General features: G+C 66.4%; 17 protein-coding genes. 9 read left to right on the forward strand and 8 right to left on the reverse strand.

Features of this window, described 5'->3' with window-relative positions; translation table 11 throughout:
* Genes QJT78_RS35225 through QJT78_RS35235 form a run of 3 tightly spaced genes read right to left on the reverse strand, consistent with a single transcriptional unit; the run spans position 1 to position 1,540 of the window.
* Entirely contained in the window at positions 1 to 264 is a 264-nt protein-coding gene (locus QJT78_RS35225) for a DUF6111 family protein (RefSeq protein WP_028148642.1), read from the reverse strand.
* Positions 261 to 932, reverse strand: coding sequence for a CoA pyrophosphatase (locus QJT78_RS35230; protein ID WP_028148641.1), 672 nt, complete (start codon positions 930 to 932; stop codon positions 261 to 263). Before QJT78_RS35230 ends, QJT78_RS35225 begins: the two co-directional genes overlap by 4 nt.
* Positions 929 to 1,540 (reverse strand): DUF1285 domain-containing protein, encoded by a 612-nt coding sequence (locus QJT78_RS35235; RefSeq protein WP_028148640.1) that lies wholly within the window; start codon positions 1,538 to 1,540, stop codon positions 929 to 931. The genes QJT78_RS35230 and QJT78_RS35235 overlap by 4 nt, the downstream gene beginning before the upstream one ends.
* Before the next feature lie 258 nt (positions 1,541 to 1,798).
* Here QJT78_RS35235 and QJT78_RS35240 point away from each other — a divergent pair, with 258 nt between their 5' ends.
* The 6 genes from QJT78_RS35240 (at position 1,799) to QJT78_RS35265 (ending at position 11,843) form a co-directional block, all read left to right on the forward strand.
* Entirely contained in the window at positions 1,799 to 2,797 is a 999-nt protein-coding gene (locus QJT78_RS35240; RefSeq protein ID WP_028148639.1) for a MoxR family ATPase, read from the forward strand.
* Positions 2,797 to 3,741 (forward strand): DUF58 domain-containing protein, encoded by a 945-nt coding sequence (locus QJT78_RS35245; protein ID WP_028148638.1) that lies wholly within the window; start codon positions 2,797 to 2,799, stop codon positions 3,739 to 3,741. The genes QJT78_RS35240 and QJT78_RS35245 overlap by 1 nt, the downstream gene beginning before the upstream one ends.
* A complete protein-coding gene (locus tag QJT78_RS35250) occupies positions 3,738 to 6,551 on the forward strand; it encodes a DUF4159 domain-containing protein (RefSeq protein ID WP_038952913.1) in 2,814 nt (937 codons plus the stop codon). The genes QJT78_RS35245 and QJT78_RS35250 overlap by 4 nt, the downstream gene beginning before the upstream one ends.
* Positions 6,552 to 6,693: 142 nt before the next feature.
* Positions 6,694 to 8,757 (forward strand): membrane protein, encoded by a 2,064-nt coding sequence (locus tag QJT78_RS35255; protein WP_028148636.1) that lies wholly within the window; start codon positions 6,694 to 6,696, stop codon positions 8,755 to 8,757.
* Positions 8,758 to 8,902: 145 nt separating this feature from the next.
* The gene (locus QJT78_RS35260; protein ID WP_028148635.1) at positions 8,903 to 9,307 is read left to right on the forward strand and encodes a DUF2946 family protein; all 405 of its coding nucleotides are present in this window, start codon (positions 8,903 to 8,905) and stop codon (positions 9,305 to 9,307) included.
* A 148-nt stretch (positions 9,308 to 9,455) separates the two neighbouring features.
* The gene (locus QJT78_RS35265; RefSeq protein WP_028148634.1) at positions 9,456 to 11,843 is read left to right on the forward strand and encodes a TonB-dependent receptor; all 2,388 of its coding nucleotides are present in this window, start codon (positions 9,456 to 9,458) and stop codon (positions 11,841 to 11,843) included.
* A 135-nt stretch (positions 11,844 to 11,978) separates the two neighbouring features.
* Here QJT78_RS35265 and QJT78_RS35270 read toward each other — a convergent pair whose 3' ends face one another.
* The 3 genes from QJT78_RS35270 to QJT78_RS35280 all read right to left on the reverse strand — a co-directional run bounded on the left by QJT78_RS35270 (position 11,979) and on the right by QJT78_RS35280 (position 14,268).
* On the reverse strand, positions 11,979 to 12,461 hold the full coding sequence (locus tag QJT78_RS35270; protein WP_028148633.1) for a GNAT family N-acetyltransferase: 483 nt from the start codon (positions 12,459 to 12,461) through the stop codon (positions 11,979 to 11,981).
* A gap of 62 nt (positions 12,462 to 12,523) precedes the next feature.
* The gene (locus tag QJT78_RS35275; RefSeq protein ID WP_038944598.1) at positions 12,524 to 13,042 is read right to left on the reverse strand and encodes an N-acetyltransferase; all 519 of its coding nucleotides are present in this window, start codon (positions 13,040 to 13,042) and stop codon (positions 12,524 to 12,526) included.
* A 53-nt stretch (positions 13,043 to 13,095) separates the two neighbouring features.
* Positions 13,096 to 14,268, reverse strand: coding sequence for a hypothetical protein (locus tag QJT78_RS35280; protein WP_240537704.1), 1,173 nt, complete (start codon positions 14,266 to 14,268; stop codon positions 13,096 to 13,098).
* 114 nt (positions 14,269 to 14,382) lie between these two features.
* Here QJT78_RS35280 and QJT78_RS35285 point away from each other — a divergent pair, with 114 nt between their 5' ends.
* Entirely contained in the window at positions 14,383 to 15,162 is a 780-nt protein-coding gene (locus QJT78_RS35285; protein ID WP_240537705.1) for a glycosyltransferase family 2 protein, read from the forward strand.
* A gap of 64 nt (positions 15,163 to 15,226) precedes the next feature.
* Entirely contained in the window at positions 15,227 to 15,604 is a 378-nt protein-coding gene (locus tag QJT78_RS35290; protein WP_028148629.1) for a DUF2304 domain-containing protein, read from the forward strand.
* 20 nt (positions 15,605 to 15,624) lie between these two features.
* On the opposite strand, the gene QJT78_RS35295 is transcribed toward QJT78_RS35290, so the two are convergent.
* Positions 15,625 to 16,116, reverse strand: coding sequence for an NUDIX domain-containing protein (locus tag QJT78_RS35295; RefSeq protein ID WP_028148628.1), 492 nt, complete (start codon positions 16,114 to 16,116; stop codon positions 15,625 to 15,627).
* 128 nt (positions 16,117 to 16,244) lie between these two features.
* Between QJT78_RS35295 and QJT78_RS35300 the strand changes: the two genes are divergently transcribed.
* Positions 16,245 to 17,126 (forward strand): metallophosphoesterase, encoded by an 882-nt coding sequence (locus tag QJT78_RS35300; protein ID WP_028148627.1) that lies wholly within the window; start codon positions 16,245 to 16,247, stop codon positions 17,124 to 17,126.
* Between the two features lie 236 nt (positions 17,127 to 17,362).
* Here the strand turns inward: QJT78_RS35300 and QJT78_RS35305 are convergent, their stop codons facing one another.
* A complete protein-coding gene (locus QJT78_RS35305) occupies positions 17,363 to 17,917 on the reverse strand; it encodes a hypothetical protein (protein ID WP_028148626.1) in 555 nt (184 codons plus the stop codon).
* Between the last annotated feature and the right edge of the window lie 221 nt (positions 17,918 to 18,138).

Genomic DNA, 18,138 nt, shown 5'->3' on the forward strand with positions numbered 1-18,138 from the left:
CTATTTTTCCACGCCCGGCACGAGCCTGCCGTTCTCGATATGGGCGGGAACGTAGGTCGAATCCGGTGCGGCGCCGGAGAAATGCGCGAAACCGATCAGCCCCGCGATGACAAGCACGAGCGCGGCCAGGACCAGGCGCGCGACGACGGTGACCGGCCAGGACGATCGCGCGAACAGGCCGGAGCGGGTGGCGGCCAGGAACAGCGCATAGACGGCAAAGGGGATGAGGAAGATTCCGATCTCGGTCAGAATCGGCCGGATCATGATGAGTAGATCCGCTCATACAGCACACGCAACATTCCGGCCGTCGCACCCCAGATGTAGCGTTCCGCGAACGGCATCGCGTAGTAGAACCGCTCCATGCCGCGGAATTCCTTGCTGTGCACCTGATGGTTCACCGGGTTCATCAGGAAGGATAGCGGCACCTCGAAGGCATCATCAACCTCCGAATGGTTGATGGTGAGCTCGAAGCCGGGCCGCACCTTGGCGACCGTCGGCAGGATGCGGAAGCCGAAAGCGGTGCCGTAGAGATCGAGATAGCCGATCGGCTCGACGAAGTCTCTGGACAGGCCGACCTCCTCCTCGGCCTCGCGCAAAGCCGCATCGAGCGGCGAGGCGTCGGTCGCGTCGATCTTGCCGCCGGGGAAGGCGATCTGGCCGGCGTGGTCGTTGAGATGCGCCGAGCGCTGCGTCAGCAGGATGGTCGGCTCGGGACGGTCGACCACGGCGATCAGGACCGCAGCCGGCCGCACCGGCTGCTCGCGCGCGACGATCTCGAGCATCTTGTCGGTGCCGGGATCGCCCGAGGCGGGGATGATGTTCGGATCGTAGAGGCCGGACGGCACGTCGAAGCCGAGCCTCGCCCGGGATCGGGCGAAGAAATCGGCCGCGCCGATCACGACCGGACCGCTCTTCAGGATAGGCTTGTTCAAAGTGCGGCCCTCACCTGCTCCGCGTCGGCCATGGCGAAGAATTCGCCGGCCGACTCGACGCCGAACATCGGCTGGCCATCGACCATCCGCTCCTCACCCATGTCAACCAGATCGTAGTAGAGTGCGCGGGTGACCTTGGCCCAGAGATCGGCGCGGACATGCAGGTATGGCGTCAGTCCGCCCTCCCTGGCCTGCTCGAAGCGCAGCCGGTGCGTGGCATCGCAGGTGACCCAATCGTCGACATTGGTGCGGAAGCGGAGCACGCGATGGTTGTCCTCGCCGTCCTTCTGCATCTCGACCGCCATGAACGGCGCGTCGTCGACGCGGATGCCGACCTTCTCCACAGGCGTGACGAGGAAATGCTTGTCGCCCTCGCGCTTCAGGATGGTCGAGAACAGGCGGACCAGGGCGTGTCGTCCGATTGGCGTGCCCATGTAGAACCAAGTACCGTCGGAAGCGATTCGGATGTCGAGATCGCCGCAAAACGGCGGATTCCACAGATGCACCGGCGGCAGGCCCTTCTTGGCGCCTTCGGCATTGGCGGCACTTTTGGCGGCGGCAGTCAGCCCCTCAAGACCTCGATCGGCGCTCTGCCCTTGGTTCGCCATGGTTTGCCCTGACTTTGTCTGTTGGCACGATTGGTGCAGGTTTTACGTTGTACCCGGGTGCGCGGTTCCACACCGGATTAACCCGGTGTGGAGGTCGCCACTTCGTGATGCCCTACATATCCCTAAGCCGATAAGGTGGGGATAGGTTAATTCAACGAATACATGGCCTTCCTGCAAGTCTAGCATAGGGCCCATGTGCGACTTGTGATGACTTGACGACGCAAGCGGGCCGCGTGGCGGACTTTAAGGAGCTGACGGATGGCGGAAAGTGTCGAGAAACTGGAAGACGGAATCGTCCGTTCGGCCGAGCAGGTGTCGAGCCAGATCCGCGCGGCGAAAGACGCAATCGGGTCCGTCATCTTTGGCCAGGATCGGGTGATCGAGAACACGCTCGTCACCATCCTCTCCGGCGGCCATGCGCTGCTGATCGGCGTGCCCGGCCTCGCCAAGACCAAGCTGGTCGAGACGCTCGGCGTCACGCTGGGCCTCGACGCCAAGCGCATCCAGTTCACGCCCGATTTGATGCCGTCGGACATTCTCGGTGCCGAAGTGCTCGACGAGAGCACCGCCGGCAAGCGCTCCTTCCGCTTCATCTCCGGTCCGGTGTTCGCGCAGCTGCTGATGGCCGACGAGATCAACCGCGCCAGCCCGCGCACGCAGTCGGCGCTGCTCCAGGCGATGCAGGAGCAGCACATCACCGTCGCCGGCGCGCGGCACGACCTGCCGAAGCCGTTCCACGTGCTCGCCACGCAAAACCCGCTGGAGCAGGAAGGCACCTATCCGCTGCCGGAAGCCCAGCTCGACCGCTTCCTGATGGAGATCGACGTCGACTATCCCGATCGCGACGCCGAGCGCCGCATCCTGTTCGAGACCACGGGTGCCGAGGAGACACTGGCGAAGGGATCGATGAACGCAGATGCGCTGATCACCGCGCAGCGGCTGATCCGCCGTCTGCCGGTCGGCGATTCCGTGGTGGAGGCGATCCTGTCGCTGGTCCGCTCGGCCCGTCCGGGCGAGGAGAGCGGCGAGACCGGCAAGTTCATCGCCTGGGGTCCCGGCCCGCGCGCCAGCCAATCCTTGATGCTCGCCGTGCGCGCACGCGCGCTGATCGACGGACGCCTGGCGCCCTCGATCGACGACGTTCTCGACCTCGCCGAGCCCATATTGAAGCACCGCATGGCGCTGACGTTCCAGGCGCGCGCCGAAGGCCGCACGATTCCGGACGTGATCAAACAATTGAAGGCTCGGATCGGTTGATGGCCGCAGACAACGGGCACACAGCGAAGGAGATCATCGCGATCCGACGTGCCGATGGCGAAAGCCGTACGCTCGCCGCTTCGCTGCCGCGCCTGGTGCTCGAAGCCCGCCGTATCGCCGCCAACGTCATCCACGGCCTGCACGGAAGGCGCCGCGCCGGTTCCGGCGAAAATTTCTGGCAATATCGCCGCTTCGTCTCCGGCGAGCCGGCGCAGAATGTCGACTGGCGGCGCTCGGCGCGCGACGACCATCTCTATGTGCGCGAGCTCGAATGGGAAGCCTCGCACACGGTCTGGATCTGGCCCGACCGCTCGCCCTCGATGGCGTTCGCCTCCAAGACCGCGCGCGAATCCAAGCTCGAGCGGACGCTGATCGTCGCCTTCGCGCTGGCCGAGCTGCTGGTCTCGGGCGGCGAACGCGTCGGCATTCCCGGATTGATGGCGCCGACCGCGAGCCGCAGCGTCATCGACAAGATGGCGCAGGCGATGCTGCATGACGATGCCGACCGGCTGAGCCTGCCGCCGTCCTTCGTGCCTTCCGCGCTCGCCGAGATCATCGTGCTGTCGGATTTCTGGTCGCCGATCGCGGAGATCAAATCCACGCTCGCGGGCCTGTCCGGCTCCGGCGCGCATGGCACGATGGTGCAAGTGGTCGATCCCGCCGAAGAGTCGTTCCCTTATTCCGGCCGCGTCGAGTTCGTCGAGCCTGAGGGCTTCGGCGTGATCACGGCCGGCCGCGCCGAGACTTGGGCGCAGGACTACACCGCGCGGCTCGCGCTGCACCGCGACCAGATCCGCGCCGAGACCAGCAGGCTCAACTGGCTGTTCACGACCCATGCGACCGACCGCTCCGCCGCCGAGCTCTTGCTGTTCCTGCATGCCGGCATGCAGGTGAGCAAGTCGGGCACCCGCACCACGACGATCAAGGTGGGGCCGGCCGCATGATGGGATTGCCGCTCGCCTTCACCGAACCGCTGCTCCTGATCGGCCTTGTCAGCCTGCCCGTGCTGTGGTGGCTGCTGCGCGTGATGCCGCCGCGGCCGCGCCGCATCGAGTTTCCACCGACGCGCCTGCTGTTCGACATCGCACCTCGCGAAGAGACGCCCTCGCGGACGCCGTGGTGGCTGACCGCGCTGCGGCTCCTGGCTGCGGCCCTCGTCATTTTCGCCGCCGCCGGCCCGATCTGGAATCCGCAAACGGGCGCCGCCGGCAGCAAGGCGCCGCTGATGATCATGTTCGACGACGGCTGGAGCGCCGCATCGCACTGGGATGTCAGGGTCAGGGCCGCCGACGAGCTGATCGCCAACGCCGACAACGACCGCCGCGCCATCGCGCTGGTGCCGCTGTCCGAGCCGAACCGCGACATCACCCTGATGCCGGCGGGTGCGGCGCGCGTCGCACTGCGCCAGCTCGCGCCAAAGCCCTACTCGATCGATCGCGTTGAAACCCTGACCGCCATCGACCGCTTCCTGAAGGCCACCGGCGACTGCGAGTTCGCCTGGCTGTCGGATGGCGTCGATACCGGCCGCGGCGAGGACTTCGTGCAGGGCCTTGGCAAGACCATCGGAGATCGCAGCCTGACGGTGTTCGAAGGCGGCACCTCCTCCCCGCTGGCGCTCGTTGCCGCCGAGAACGCCGCCGCCAAGATGACGGTGAAGGTGCTGCGCACCGACAGCGGCATCGCCGTCGGCACCGTGCGCGCGCTGGACCAGAAGTCCTCGCCGATCGGCGAGGCGCGTTATTCGTTCGGCCCGCAGGACAAGGAAACCGAAGCCTCGTTCGACCTGCCGGTCGAGCTGCGCAACGACATCACGCGGCTCGATATATCAGGCGAGCGTTCGGCCGGCGTGGTGCAGCTGCTCGACAAGCGGTGGCGCCGCCGCGCCATCGGCATCGTCACCGGCACGACCAGCGAGACCGCGCAGCCGCTGCTGGCGCCGACCTTCTACCTGACCCGTGCGCTGGCGCCGTTCGCCGACGTGCGGCTCGCCGACCGGGGCTCGCCGCAGCAGGGCATCACGCAATTCCTCGACCAGAAGCTGCCGATGATCATCCTCGCCGATGTCGGCACCGTCGCCCCTGAAATCCGCGAGCGCCTCAACGCCTGGATCGACCAGGGCGGCGTGCTGGTGCGCTTCGCCGGTCCAAGACTGGCGCAGGCCGAGGACGATCTTGTGCCGGTCAAGCTGCGCAAGGGCGGCCGCACGCTCGGCGGCAGCCTGACCTGGGAGAAGCCGCAGCATCTCGCCGCGTTCGCGGCGAACGGCCCGTTTGCCGGCGTCGCAGTCCCCAAGGACGTTACCGTGAACCGCCAGGTGCTGGCCGAGCCCGACGCGGTGCTCGCCACCAAGAGCTGGGCCTCGCTGGAAGACGGCACGCCGCTCGTCACCGGCGAGCATCGCGGCAAGGGCCTGGTCAGCCTATTCCACGTCAGCGCCGACATGCGCTGGTCTGACCTGCCGATGTCGGGCACCTTCGTCGAAATGCTGCGACGGGTCGTCGACATGTCCGGCTACACCGCCAAGCCCGGTCCCGGGGTCGCAGCCGAGGCGAGCACCGAGACGGTGGCGCCGCTGCACATCCTCGACGGCTTCGGCGCGTTCGGTCCGCCACCGGCCACCGCAAAGCCGCTGCCCGCGGATTACCGCGACCGCGCTACGCCCGATCATCCGCCCGGCTTCTATGGTCCGGCAGAAGGACCGCTCGCCGTGAACACGCTCGCCGCTTCCGACCGCATCGCAGCGCTGAACACCGCAGGCCTGCGCGCCCGGCACGCGACCTACACCAATGCCGAACCGCGCGACCTGCGCGGCTGGCTGCTGTCGACGGCGCTCGCGCTGTTCCTGATCGACGCCATCATCGTCGCGGTGCTCGGCGGCGGGATCGCCGCGCTGCTGCGCCGGCGCGCCGCGACAGCCATGATCGTCGTCGGGCTGGCGCTTGCAGGCCTGGTGTCGCTTGCGCCGGCGCCGTCGCGCGCCGATGGCGCGTCCGACGAGTTCGCCATGAAGGCGGTGTCGCAAACCCGCCTCGCCTATGTCGTCACCGGCAATGCCGACGTCGATTCCATCGTCAAGGCCGGCATGTCCGGTCTGACGCAATTCCTGGCGCAGCGCACCGCGCTGGAGGCCGGCGATCCCGTCGGCATCGATCCCGGACGTGACGAGCTCGCCTTCTTCCCGCTGATCTACTGGCCGATCGTGCCGGGCGCGCCCAAGCCGCCGCAGGATGCCATCAACAAGATCGACGCCTACATGAAGCAGGGTGGCACCGTGCTATTCGACACCCGCGACGCGATCGAAGCGCCGCCCGGCGAGAACGGCGCCGCACAGACCCCGGGCATGCAGACGCTGCGCGAGATCCTGTCGTCGCTCGACGTGCCCGAGCTCGAACCGGTGCCGCGCGAGCACGTGCTGACCAAGACTTTTTATCTGTTGCGCGACTTCCCGGGCCGTTTCAGCACCGGCCAGACCTGGGTCGAGGCCTTGCCGCGCGATGAGGACGACGACAGCGCGCAGCGGCCGGCCCGCGGCGGCGACGGCGTCTCGCCGATCATCATCACCTCGAACGATCTGGCCGGCGCCTGGGCGCAGCGGCTCGACGGTCAGTTCATGCTGCCGATGTCCGGCGGCGACGCCCGCCAGCGCGAATTCGCCTACCGCGCCGGCGCCAACATCGTGATGTACACCCTGACCGGCAACTACAAGGCCGACCAGGTGCACGCACCGGCCCTGATCGAACGGTTGGGGCAATGATGCGGGTTTTGACGTTGGATGCCCGCCAAGATGAAGCCGTCATGGCCGGGCTTGTCCCGGCCATCCACGCTTTGCCACATGGCAAAAAGAACGTGGATGCCCGGCACAAGGCCGGGCATGACGATGCCGAGAGAGTGACGCCATGAATTACGGCATTGCGTTCACGCCGCTTGTTCCCGCGATCGTCCTGTGGCTCGCGCTCGCCGCGATCGTCGTCGTTGCGCTCGTGCTGCTGGTGGCGCGTGCTCGCGGTGCAGCCGTGCGCGTCGCCGCGCTGGCACTGTTCCTGCTGGCGCTCGCCAACCCCTCCTTCACCCGCGAGGACCGCGATCCGCTCACCTCGGTCGCCGCCGTCGTGGTCGACAAGAGCCCGAGCCAGAATTTCGGCAACCGCAATCGCGAGGCCGCGCAAGCGCAGGAAGCGCTGGTCGACAGCCTGAAGAAGATCAAGGGCCTCGAGGTCCGCGTCGTCGACGCCGGACAGGCCGATGGCGAGACCGACGGCACAAAACTGTTCGGGGCGCTGGCCACCGCGCTGTCGGACGTGCCGGTCGACCGTGTCGCCGGCGCGTTCCTGATCACCGACGGCCGGGTCCACGACATCCCGGCCAACACCGCCGGGCTCGGCTTCCAGGCGCCGGTGCACGCGCTGATCACCGGGCAGAAGGACGAGCGCGACCGCCGCATTGCGATCACGGCCGCGCCGCGCTTCGGCATCGTCGGACAGACCCAGACCATCACCTACCGCCTCGACGACCAGGGCGTCACTGGCGAGCGCGCCAAGGTCACGATCCGCAGGGACGGCGAGGTCCTGGGCGAGCGCACGCTGGGAAGCGGCCAGAGCGCGAGTGTCGACGTCGACATCAAGCATGCCGGCCCCAACATCGTCGAGATCGAGGCCTCGCCGCTCGAGAAAGAGCTGACGCCGGTGAACAACCGCGCGGTCGTCGCCATCGACGGCGTGCGCGACAAGCTGCGCGTGCTACTGGTCTCGGGCGAGCCGCATTCCGGCGAGCGCACCTGGCGCAACCTGCTAAAGTCCGACGCCAGCGTCGACCTCGTGCACTTCACCATTCTGCGTCCGCCGGAGAAGCAGGACGGCACGCCGATCAACGAGCTGTCGCTGATCGCGTTTCCGACCCGCGAGCTGTTCCAGCAGAAGATCAACGAATTCCAGCTGATCATCTTCGACCGCTACGCCCGCCAGGGCGTGCTGCCGATCGCCTATTTCGACAACATCGCGCGCTACGTCCGCGCGGGCGGCGCGGTGCTGGTCTCGGCCGGTCCCGACTATGCCTCCAACACCAGCATCTGGCGCACGCCGCTGGATTCGGTGCTGCCGGCAGAACCCGTCGGCGTGACGGAAAAGCCGTTCTATGCGCATCTGTCGGAGATCGGAAAACGCCATCCGGTCACGCGCGGCCTCGAAGGCTCCGCGAGCGAGCCGCCGCGCTGGAGCCGGTTCTTCCGCACCGTCGACACCCGCAATGCGGTCAACCCGCCGGTGATGACGGGCGTCGACGGCAAGCCGCTCCTGTTCCTGTCGCGCTTCGGCGAGGGCCGCGTCGCGCTCTTGCTCTCCGACCATATCTGGCTGTGGGCGCGCGGTTATGAAGGCGGCGGTCCGCATCTCGACCTGCTGCGGCGGATGTCGCACTGGCTGATGAAGCAGCCGGACCTCGATGAAGAGGCACTGCGCCTCCAGGTGCAGGGCAAGGACCTCGTCGTGGTGCGCCAGACCATGTCGGACAGCGTCCATCCGGTCAGCGTGACCTCGCCGTCCGGCGTGTCGCAGGACCTGACGCTCAGCCCTGCCGATCCCGGCGAGTGGCGCGCCAGCCTGCCGGCCAGCGAGCTCGGCCTGTGGCAGGCGACCGACGGCACGCTGAAGGCGCTGATCAATGTCGGCCCGACCAATCCGAAGGAGTTTTCGGAAGTCACCTCCACGACTGAAACCCTGAAGCCGCTGACGCAGGCGACCGGCGGCAATGCCGTGCGCGTGGTCGATGGCACCAGCGTCGAGCTGCCGCGCATCGTGCCGGTGCGTTCGGCGAGCGTCTTCGCCGGCGATGGCTGGATGGGCGTGCGCATGCGCGACGCCAGCGTCGTGAAGGGCGTCGGCGTGCTGCCGATCTTCGCCGGCCTGATCGGCCTGTTGCTGCTGCTCGGCGCGTTTGCCGCCACCTGGGTCCGCGAAGGGCGCTAGTTGCCTGAACGACACATCGCGCGGCCACCCGCGCGAGATCGTCTGACTTCCGTTGACATAAGCTGACCGTTCCTGCGATGTTACATTATAACATCGCAGGAAGCCGAGGGGATCGGCGCCTCGCGATGTGGGGTGGCTTTTCCAGATGAAGTGGTTCCGGTCGAATATCAGGCACGGCGCCCGGCTCGCGTTGTTCGCGATGCTGGTGCAGTTCGCGTTGACGTTCGGCCACAGCCATTGGTTCGCCCAGGCCGCGCCCCTCGCACAGTCCTTGCTCCAGCAGACCGACAGCGGCAAGAGCATCGCTTCGATCGACCGCGCCGCGGTCCAGAAGCAATCGCCCGCCGGCCCTGACCGGGAGCAGCCGGGCGAGGACAATTGCGCGATCTGCGCCGTGGTCGCGATGGCGGGTACCGTCGTATCCGCGACGCCGCCTGTGCTCCTGCTGCCGCAGGCGATCGAGCTGCTTCAGCTCACCACCGATGCCGAGTTCGTCCATCTGAAATCGGCCGGCACGGCGTTCCAGCCCCGCGCCCCTCCCGCGTCCTGACTCCAGACATCACTTGATCACACCCGGGCTCGCCGCTTTCAGGCGAACGCACGGGAGAAGTTGAAGTCGAATTCCGTCGCGCTGCGACGGCAGCCCGCCTCCGATCAGCACCAAATCTTGCGGACGGCGCCTGACTGGAATCAGGACCATGTCATTTGAATTGCGACGCGCGCAGCGTCTGGGTGGAGCAAGCCTGCTCCTGCTCGGCGCCGCCGCCACATCGGCGCTCGCCCAAGAGCCGGTACAACAGCCTGCGCAAGATAAATCATCGACCGAGATCCCCGCCGTCACCGTGACGGCGCCGAGCCCGATCGTGCGCAGGGTGGTGCCGACCCGCAGCCCGGTCCATGTCGCGCGCACCGGACGGTCGCGCAGCCAGCAACGCACGGCGGAAGCAGCGCCGACGGCGCCAGCGACGGCCGCCGCGCCCCAGCAGGGCGTGCTGCCGATCGTGACCAACCAGTTCGCGACCGTCACGGTGGTGCCGAACGAGGAGATCCGCCGCGAGGGCGGCGGCCAGCTCGGCGATCTGCTGTTCTCCAAGCCCGGCATCACCGGCTCGAGCTTCGCACCGGGCGCCTCCAGCCGGCCGGTCATCCGGGGGCTCGACGTCAACCGCGTCGGCATCGTCGAGAACGGCACCAATTCGAACGGCGCATCCGATCTCGGCGAGGATCATTTCGTCCCGGTCGATACGCTCGCGACCAACCAGGTCGAGGTGGTGCGCGGGCCGGCCGCGCTCCGCTACGGCTCGACCTCGATCGGCGGCGTCGTCAGCGCGACCAACAACCGGATTCCGGACGCGCTGCCAACCTGCGGTGCCCAGCCGTTCCAGAGTTATGGCATGCCGGTGAAGGCGCCACTCGCGACCGCCGGGACATCGCCCTGCGTCACGGCCGAGACACGTTCCGCGTTCAGCTCGGTCGATCGCGGTGTCGAGAGCGGCGTGCTGCTCGACACCGGCGCCGGCAATTTCGCGTTCCATGCCGACGTCTACGGCCGCAACACTACGGATTACGGCATCCCGAGCTACCCCTATTTGACCGACCAGACCCGGACCATCACAAACGGGCGCCAGCCCAATTCGGCGTCGCGCACGGACGGCGCCTCGATCGGCGGCTCCTACTTCTTCCAGGGCGGCTATATCGGCGCGTCGATCACGCAGAACGACTCGCTCTACTACATCCCCGGTATCGACGGCGCCGACCACAACACGCGGATCGACGGTCACCAGACCAAGATCAACGTCAAGGGCGAGTACCGGCCCGATGCCACTGCGATCGACACCATCCGCTTCTGGGCTGGCGCCACGGATTATCGACACAACGAGATCGGCCTTGCCGATCCCGCCGATCCCAACACCGACGGCGTGCGGCAGACCTTCACCAACAAGGAGCAGGAGATCCGCACCGAGGTGCAGCTGATGCCGTTCAACGCGCGCTTCGCCGAAGTGACGACGGCGCTGGGCTTCCAGGTCGGCCATCAGGAATTGACGGCGCCGAGCCCTGATAATCCCGGTACGCTGTTCAACGGCCTGTGGGACCCCAACAACAACACCCGCGTTGCCGCTTACGCCTTCAACGAGTTCAAGTTCACGGACGCGACGCGAGCCCAGATCGCCGGCCGCATCGAGCATGTCGAGCTGCACGGCACGACGCCGAACTTCCCGCCGGATTATCTACCCGACGGCACGCCGCAGGTGGGCATCGCACGCAATCCGTCCTTCACGCCGAAGAGCGGCAGCATCGGCCTGTTGCAGGACCTGCCGGGCGGCATGGTCGGCAGCATCACCGCGCAATATGTCGAGCGCGCGCCGAAGCCGGCCGAACTGTTCTCGCGCGGCGCGCATGATGCGACCGCGACGTTCGACATCGGCAATCCGAACCTCGCGATCGAGACCGCTGAGTCGGTCGAGGTCGGCCTGCGCAAGGCGACGGGGCCGTTCCGCTTCGAGGCGACCGTCTTCTACACGCATTTCGACAATTTCATCTTTCGCCGCCTCACCGGCGTGATGTGCGACGACAGTTTCGCGTCCTGCGGCACGCCCGGCGCCGAGTTGAACCAGGCCGTCTATTCGCAAGCCAACGCGAATTTCCGCGGCGGCGAATTCCAGTCGCAGCTCGACGTCGGTGCGTTCCAGGGCGGCATCTGGGGCATCGAGAACCAGTTCGACGTGGTGCGCGCCACCTTCACCGACGGCACCAACGTGCCGCGCATTCCGCCCTTGCGGATGGGCGGCGGCGTGTTCTGGCGCGACGACAACTGGCTGATGCGCGTCAACCTGTTGCACGCCTTCGCGCAGAACAACGTCGCCCCGGTCGCGGAGACGCCAACGCCGGGCTACAATCTGCTGAAGGCCGAGGTCAGCTACAAGACCAAGCTCGATCCGCGTCTGTTCGGCGCGCACGAGATGACGGCCGGCATCGTCGGCAACAATCTCCTCAACGAAAACATCCGCAACTCGGTGTCCTACACCAAGGACGAGGTTCTGATGCCCGGCATCGGCGTGCGGGCGTTCGCCAACTTCAAGTTCTAGCCTTGCGACAGCCGGGGCCCGCGGGCCCCGGCACACGCGCGTTGAGTGAACCGTAGCCCGGATGGAGCGGAGCGAAATCCGGGGTTTCTCACCTGACGGAAAGACTTTCCCGGATTGCGCTCCGCTCCATCCGGGCTACGGGCTGCGCGTCAGCCGCTTCTCGAAGCGCCACTGATCCACGGGAAAAGGCCCGTTAGACGTCTCCGACATCATCACGAAGGTGCCGGCGTTGCGCCAACCGCTCTTCTCGTAAAACCGCGCAGCGCGCGCGTTGCCGACGGCGCAGGCCAGCCACGCCAGCTCCACGCCGCGCGCGGCAAGGCGGGCCTCTGCGTCGGAGATCAGCGCCGCGGCGACGCCCGCGCCGTGCGCCTTCGGCGATACGAAGAGCTGATACAATTCGTCAGCCCTGACGGCGCAGAAGCCGAGCGGCGCGCCGGCCGGGCCGACGACGCTGATGTCGGGAAGCATGACCGCCAGCCGATCGCGAAAATTCGGGAGCGTGCGGAGGCGGACCAGTTCTGGCGGCGCAAGCGAGGCATGCGACCCATGCCAGGCATCGTGCCACAACTGAGCGAGATGATCGACTTCACCGGCATCAGCGGGTCGCACCTGCATCATGGATACTCCGCAAGAGGTATCGTAGCCCGGATGGAGCGCAGCACAATCCGCGAACTACCCTACCCCGCCCGCGCCTTGCTCCAGTCGGGCGTGACCTGCCCCGACACGCCCTCGAAAGCGCCATCGACGAGCTCGAACACCAGGATGCGCGCGGCGTCGACCGGGCCCGGCATGGTGACGCGGCCCTTCGGCACCGGCTTGAAGCCGACGCGGCTGTAATAGGGCTCGTCGCCGACCAGCAGCACTAGACGGTGACCCTTCTCCTTGGCGTCCTTCAGCGCGCGCTCCATCAGGAGACGGCCGATGCCACGGTCGCGGAACGGCGGCTCGACGGTGAGCGGCCCGAGCAGCAGGGCCTGCGTCTCGCCGACCAGCACCGGCAATTGCCTGACCGAGCCGACCAGCAGCGTGCCGATGCGGGCCGTGAAGGACAATTCGAGCAGATGGTCGACATGCTCGCGAATGCGGTAAGCGCTGAGCACGAAACGGCCGGGGCCGAAGGTGCGCTCGTGCAGCCGTTCGATCGCCTGGGCGTCGCCGGCGGCTTCCGGAAGGATGGTGAGCGAGAGATCGGTCATGTCGGCATGCGTCTTCGAGCGAAGTGGTTTCAGGTTCGCGTCAGGAAAACGCGTCAATGCGAGATGCGGGATAACATCTCAGACGGCCGCGGTCCATCGGCCTCGTGGGCGATAAAACCGTGTGCCGGGCCACGGCTGAGGACCGCCGCGAACAGCAGCGTCCAGAGCGACAGCATCAGGATCGGGATGACGTAGTACTGCGTGAAGACCGGATGCGTGGCAAAGAACGCCAGATTCAGCGCGAGATTGCCCGCCACCAGCAACGCGAGTTTCCTGACGCCGCCATGGCCGGCGAAGCGCCACAACAGCGCGGTCCCGACGCAGGCGATCACGATCAACGGGAATTGCGTGTCGCGGAGATAGGCCAACAGCACGGCCGGGTCGAGGCTCGGCGGGGCCGTATCCTGGCCGCCATAGGCCGAGACCAGCGGATTGCCTGAGTTGACCAGGTTCGCCGCGAACACCGGCAACAGCCCGACGAGGAACGAAAGGCCGAGCACGAGACCTGAGACGAACGTCTCGCGGTTACGCCAGATCAGGAACGACAATCCGAAGAACAGGAAATAGCCGGCCGACAGAACCACGTTGGCGATCCGAAAGCTCGCGGACAGGCCGAGCAGCACGCCGACGGCAGCGACCATCAGCAGGCGGCGCCGGCCTTCATCGACGAACGGTCTTGCGGTGAACAGACCCGCCAGCGCGCAGACGACCATGGTCGGCGCCATCGAATAGCTCGCCTTGGTCGGATTGATCATGAAGTAGATCGAGAGCGCGCCGAGCAATGCGGCGAGCGTCAAGCCGACCTTCTCCTGCGCCCGCCACAAGCCGAACAGCGCAAGGCCGGCGACGATCGCGTTGGCCAGCATATAGAGCGGAACGACCTGGAACCCCTCCGGAAACAGCGCCAGCACGAAGCCCGTGCCCGGCGGCGGCGTCATCACCCATTTGCTGCCGTCGGCAGTCTGGGTGTGGCAGGGTGCCCGCGTCGGTTCGTTCCAGTTCGGAAAATCGATACTGCGCAACTTGGCTGCGAGATAGCCGTCGGTTTCACGGGCGAGGCTGGTGTCGAGCCCTTGCCAGCCGAAGCGCTGAAACAGATGCGCCTGCCTGAGATAGCAGATGTCGTCATAGACGCCACGGCTCTCGCTCCAATGCGAGATCAGCCTGATGTTGCTGGCCAGAATTGCCAGAAACACAATTGAAAAAAATACTTTAACAGCTTTCATCGGCATTCGCCGGGCAGCCCCACACAGCTTGAAATGGCTTGCCGCCTGTACAGGAAAAGCATCGGCAAGTATAGCAAGGGTGGGCAGTCAGGAGGTGAGGCAGACGTGGCCGACATGGGCATGGGTACGGGTATAAATACGGGCTTGGCTTCGACCGACACGTGCCGGGACGGTGCCGCCGCACCGCAGCAGCGCGCGTCGCGAGTCCTGATCATCATTCCCTGCTTCAACGAGGAGGCCTCGGTCGGCGGTTTGCTGAGCGAGATCGCGGCAACCGGACGCGGCTACCACACCCTGGTCGTCGACGACGGCTCGTCGGACGCGACGTCCGCGGTGGCAAGCTGCCGCTCGCCGGTCGCCCGCCTCGCGCAGAATCTCGGCATCGGCGGCGCCGTGCAGACCGGCATCAAATACGCGGCGCGTCAGGATTTTGATTTCTGCATCCAGATCGACGGCGACGGGCAGCATGATCCGCGCGCCATCGAGAGGCTTCTGGAGGCCTATCGCGAGGACCCCACCAACATCACCATCGGAAGCCGCTTCATCGACCATGCCGGTTTCTGCTCCACGCGCATGCGCCGCGCCGGCATCAGGCTGATCGTGCTTGCGCTCAACGGCCTGTTCAGCGGCGGCCGCATCACCGATCCGACCAGCGGCATGCGCTTGCTCGACCGTTCCGCCATCGCCTTCTTCGCAAAAGCGTATCCGACGGATTTTCCGGAGCCGATCTCGCTGGCCTGGGCCATGCGCGCAGGCCTCACGGTCAGCGAAGTTCCGGTCGAGATGCGGGCGCGCGAGACCGGCGTCAGCTCGATCGACGGATTGAAGTCGGCGAGTTACATGATCCGCGTCCTCGGTTATATCCTGCTCGCGCGCCTCGTGAGGGCGTCATGACGCCGGGCGTCCCCGTTCCGATTTGTGGTCTCATCATCTCGTCGAACATTCTGAGGAGGCAGCCGTGACAGATGCCCTTCCAAGTCCGGAGACGGTCGTCGTCATCTCCGCCTTTGCACTGATCTACATGCTGGTGCTGCTGCGCAAGACGCTGCAAGGCAAGTTCGATCTCTACGACTTCCTGATGCTGTCCATGGTGGCGATCATCCCCGCGGGCTTCACGCTGTTTCCGACACTGGCCTATCTCGTCAGCCATCTGACCGGCGTCGTGTTTCCGTTCGTCGTGATGTTCGGCGCCCTGTTCCTGGTGGTGTTCGCGTTCATGCACAACATGACGGCGCGACTGCACAGGCTGGAGCGGCAGAACTGCGCGCTGATCCAGGAGCAGAGCCTGCTGGTGCTGGAGCTGCAGGCGAAGGAGAGCGGGCAGTCCGGCGGCTGAGCGTTCAACGCCAGGTCACTTCAACGCCAAGTCGCGGTCAGCGGCTTGCCGTCCAGCACTTCCGCGAGCCTTTGCCGCGTGCCGTGTGTGGTGCCCTCGGGCAGCGCATTGATCGCGAAGAACCCGCATTCGACGATCTCGTGGTTGGGCTCAGGGACGCGATTCTGCTTGAACTGCCTGACCACGTAGACCGCGACGTGGTCGCGGCGGGAGACATGGCTGTTGAGGAAAATGCCGTGCAGCACCGCGTCACCGGTGAGATCGATGTCCCCCTCCTCCTTGAGCTCGCGCCGCATCGCCTGCTCCATGGTCTCCCCGAGATCGACGCCGCCGCCGGGCAGATACCAGCCGGTGATGTAGCTGTGCCTGACCAGGAACACCCGGTTCTCGGAATCCAGCACCACGGCGCGGACGCCGAGCGTCATGCCGCGGACAAGCAGGAAATAGGCGTGGAAGATTCGCCGCAGCAGCGGTTCGAATGTCCGTCGGACGCTGTTCAGACGATCCCCCATCAGGCTCCCAAAGAAACTCCCAAGAAAACTGCCAAGAAAACTCCGAAGAGGCTCCGGTCCGGGCCCCGCTTGCACAGTCCTCGCGACCTTGCCATTACAGCGGTCGAATAGCGAGGCAATCGCGCGCCATGGCCCCCTTCACGCTCGCCCATCTGTCCGACCCGCATCTGCCGCCGTTGCCGAAGCCACGGCTGATCGAGCTCGCGGGCAAGCGCGCGCTCGGCTACGTCAACTGGACGCGCAACCGGCACAAATACCAGCGCCGCGAGGTGCTCGACGCGCTCGTCGCCGACGTCCAGGCGCAGACGCCCGACCACATCGCGGTCACCGGCGATCTCGTCAATCTGGCGCTGGAGGCCGAGTTCGCGCCGGCGCGCGCCTGGCTCGACGGCGTCGGTCCGCCCGACCGCGTCACCACCATTCCCGGCAATCACGATGCCTATGTCCACGCCACCTCTCACCGCTTCGGCGAGACCTTTGCACCCTATCTTGCGGGCGACGACGGCAGCATCGGCTTTCCTTCGCTGCGCCGGCGCGGGCCGCTCGCGCTGATCAGCCTGTCCACGGCGGTGCCGACCCTGCCGCTGATGGCGACGGGCACGCTCGGCCGCGATCAGCTCGCGTCCCTCGAAGCGGTCCTCGACCGCCTCGCCGCCGAGGACGCCTTCCGCGTGTTGCTGGTGCATCATCCGCTGAAGTCGGGCACGCGCCAGAAACGGATGACCGATGCGGGCGCGCTGCTGGCACTGATCAAACGCCACGGCGTCGAGCTGATCCTGCACGGGCACGACCACATTCATTCGACGATGTGGTTCGAGGGTCCCAACGGCAACATCCCCGCGGTCGGCGTGCCTTCGGCCTCCGCACTCGCCCACGGGCGTTACCCGGCGGCAGCGTATAACCTGTTCACGATCGAGAAAGACAATACCGGCTGGCGCTGCGAGCAGACCGTGCGGGGGCTGGGCGCGGGGTTTCAGATTAGCCAGATCAAGCAGGCAAGGTTGATTTGAGGTGCTTGTCATTCCGGGGCGCGCGTAAGCGCGAGCTAGGATGCGCAATTGCGCATCTGAGAATCCATACTCACGATGGTGGTTATGGATTCCGGGCCTGCGTGCTTCGCACGCATCCCGGAATGACGAACTGAGTCCGTAGCCCGGATGGAGCGCAGCGTAATCCGGGGCGGTGCATCTGTCGCGGCAGGTTTCCCGGATTGCGCTGCGCTCCATCCGGGCTACGAGAAGTGTCGTCACCAACTCCGCAGGGCCGCCAGCACGGCGAGGCCGAACAAGGCGGCCGCGCCGAAAATGAATCCGAACACGAACGGCCAGAGGCGCGAACGGCGCGGCGGCTCCGCGGCCGCGGGCTTCGGCTCTGATGGCACCACCATGGCGTGCTCGCGCTCGATCATGCGGCGGGCGACGTAGTCCGTCACGGCTTCGACGATCATTGCGGTGTCGTGCGATTCGGCGAGCACGATGCGGCCGAAGCGGGTGTCCTGGACGAAGCGGTACATCCGCTTGTCGCGCCCCATCATGATGTGTGCGACGACATCGATCCAGAGTCTGGGCGTATCGCCCTGGCTGATGCCGCGATCGAACAGGTCGATCTGGTCGGGCACCTGCGCGAACAGGGGATCGAGCGCATCGTTGAGGATCTCCAGTCGCGCCACCTCCGCGTCGCGCAAATCGACGACCACACCGGTCCGGTCGGCGGCCTCGATCCGTGCGCGCAGCAGCGCGTCGCGCAGCCGCACCGGGCGCGGCTGGCTGGGATGGGTCCCGCTGGTCTCAGGCTCTGACATTGTCGGCCTCGTCCTCGACTTTCCTCCGTTAACCTATCAGCAACCAAACGGTCCGCAAAGGGCCCACAATTCCAGAGACTTACGGCGCCCACAGCCGATTGACCTGTGCCAAACCCCGCGGGTCACTTCAAATTCCTCCGGGTGTGGTCAGTCAAATTCCTCCACCCGCGAGGCAGGACAAGGGACTGTTAGTTTGAGTTTGTTTCCCGGGCAAGAGCTTC

This window comes from Bradyrhizobium sp. Mp27, assembly GCF_029953005.1.
Lineage (GTDB): Bacteria > Pseudomonadota > Alphaproteobacteria > Rhizobiales > Xanthobacteraceae > Bradyrhizobium > Bradyrhizobium barranii.

What these genes read in the sequence shown, in the direction of transcription:
- QJT78_RS35235 (WP_028148640.1), bottom strand. Translation starts at nt 1,540, where the DNA reads ATGGCGAACCAAGGGCAGAGCGCCGATCGAGGTCTTGAGGGGCTGACT.
- QJT78_RS35280 (WP_240537704.1), bottom strand. Translation starts at nt 14,268, where the DNA reads ATGAAAGCTGTTAAAGTATTTTTTTCAATTGTGTTTCTGGCAATTCTG.
- QJT78_RS35255 (WP_028148636.1), top strand. Translation starts at nt 6,694, where the DNA reads ATGAATTACGGCATTGCGTTCACGCCGCTTGTTCCCGCGATCGTCCTG.
- QJT78_RS35300 (WP_028148627.1), top strand. Translation starts at nt 16,245, where the DNA reads ATGGCCCCCTTCACGCTCGCCCATCTGTCCGACCCGCATCTGCCGCCG.
- QJT78_RS35225 (WP_028148642.1), bottom strand. Translation starts at nt 264, where the DNA reads ATGATCCGGCCGATTCTGACCGAGATCGGAATCTTCCTCATCCCCTTT.
- QJT78_RS35245 (WP_028148638.1), top strand. Translation starts at nt 2,797, where the DNA reads ATGGCCGCAGACAACGGGCACACAGCGAAGGAGATCATCGCGATCCGA.
- QJT78_RS35295 (WP_028148628.1), bottom strand. Translation starts at nt 16,116, where the DNA reads ATGGGGGATCGTCTGAACAGCGTCCGACGGACATTCGAACCGCTGCTG.
- QJT78_RS35260 (WP_028148635.1), top strand. Translation starts at nt 8,903, where the DNA reads ATGAAGTGGTTCCGGTCGAATATCAGGCACGGCGCCCGGCTCGCGTTG.
- QJT78_RS35265 (WP_028148634.1), top strand. Translation starts at nt 9,456, where the DNA reads ATGTCATTTGAATTGCGACGCGCGCAGCGTCTGGGTGGAGCAAGCCTG.
- QJT78_RS35270 (WP_028148633.1), bottom strand. Translation starts at nt 12,461, where the DNA reads ATGCAGGTGCGACCCGCTGATGCCGGTGAAGTCGATCATCTCGCTCAG.
- QJT78_RS35250 (WP_038952913.1), top strand. Translation starts at nt 3,738, where the DNA reads ATGATGGGATTGCCGCTCGCCTTCACCGAACCGCTGCTCCTGATCGGC.
- QJT78_RS35240 (WP_028148639.1), top strand. Translation starts at nt 1,799, where the DNA reads ATGGCGGAAAGTGTCGAGAAACTGGAAGACGGAATCGTCCGTTCGGCC.
- QJT78_RS35285 (WP_240537705.1), top strand. Translation starts at nt 14,383, where the DNA reads ATGGGCATGGGTACGGGTATAAATACGGGCTTGGCTTCGACCGACACG.
- QJT78_RS35305 (WP_028148626.1), bottom strand. Translation starts at nt 17,917, where the DNA reads ATGTCAGAGCCTGAGACCAGCGGGACCCATCCCAGCCAGCCGCGCCCG.
- QJT78_RS35275 (WP_038944598.1), bottom strand. Translation starts at nt 13,042, where the DNA reads ATGACCGATCTCTCGCTCACCATCCTTCCGGAAGCCGCCGGCGACGCC.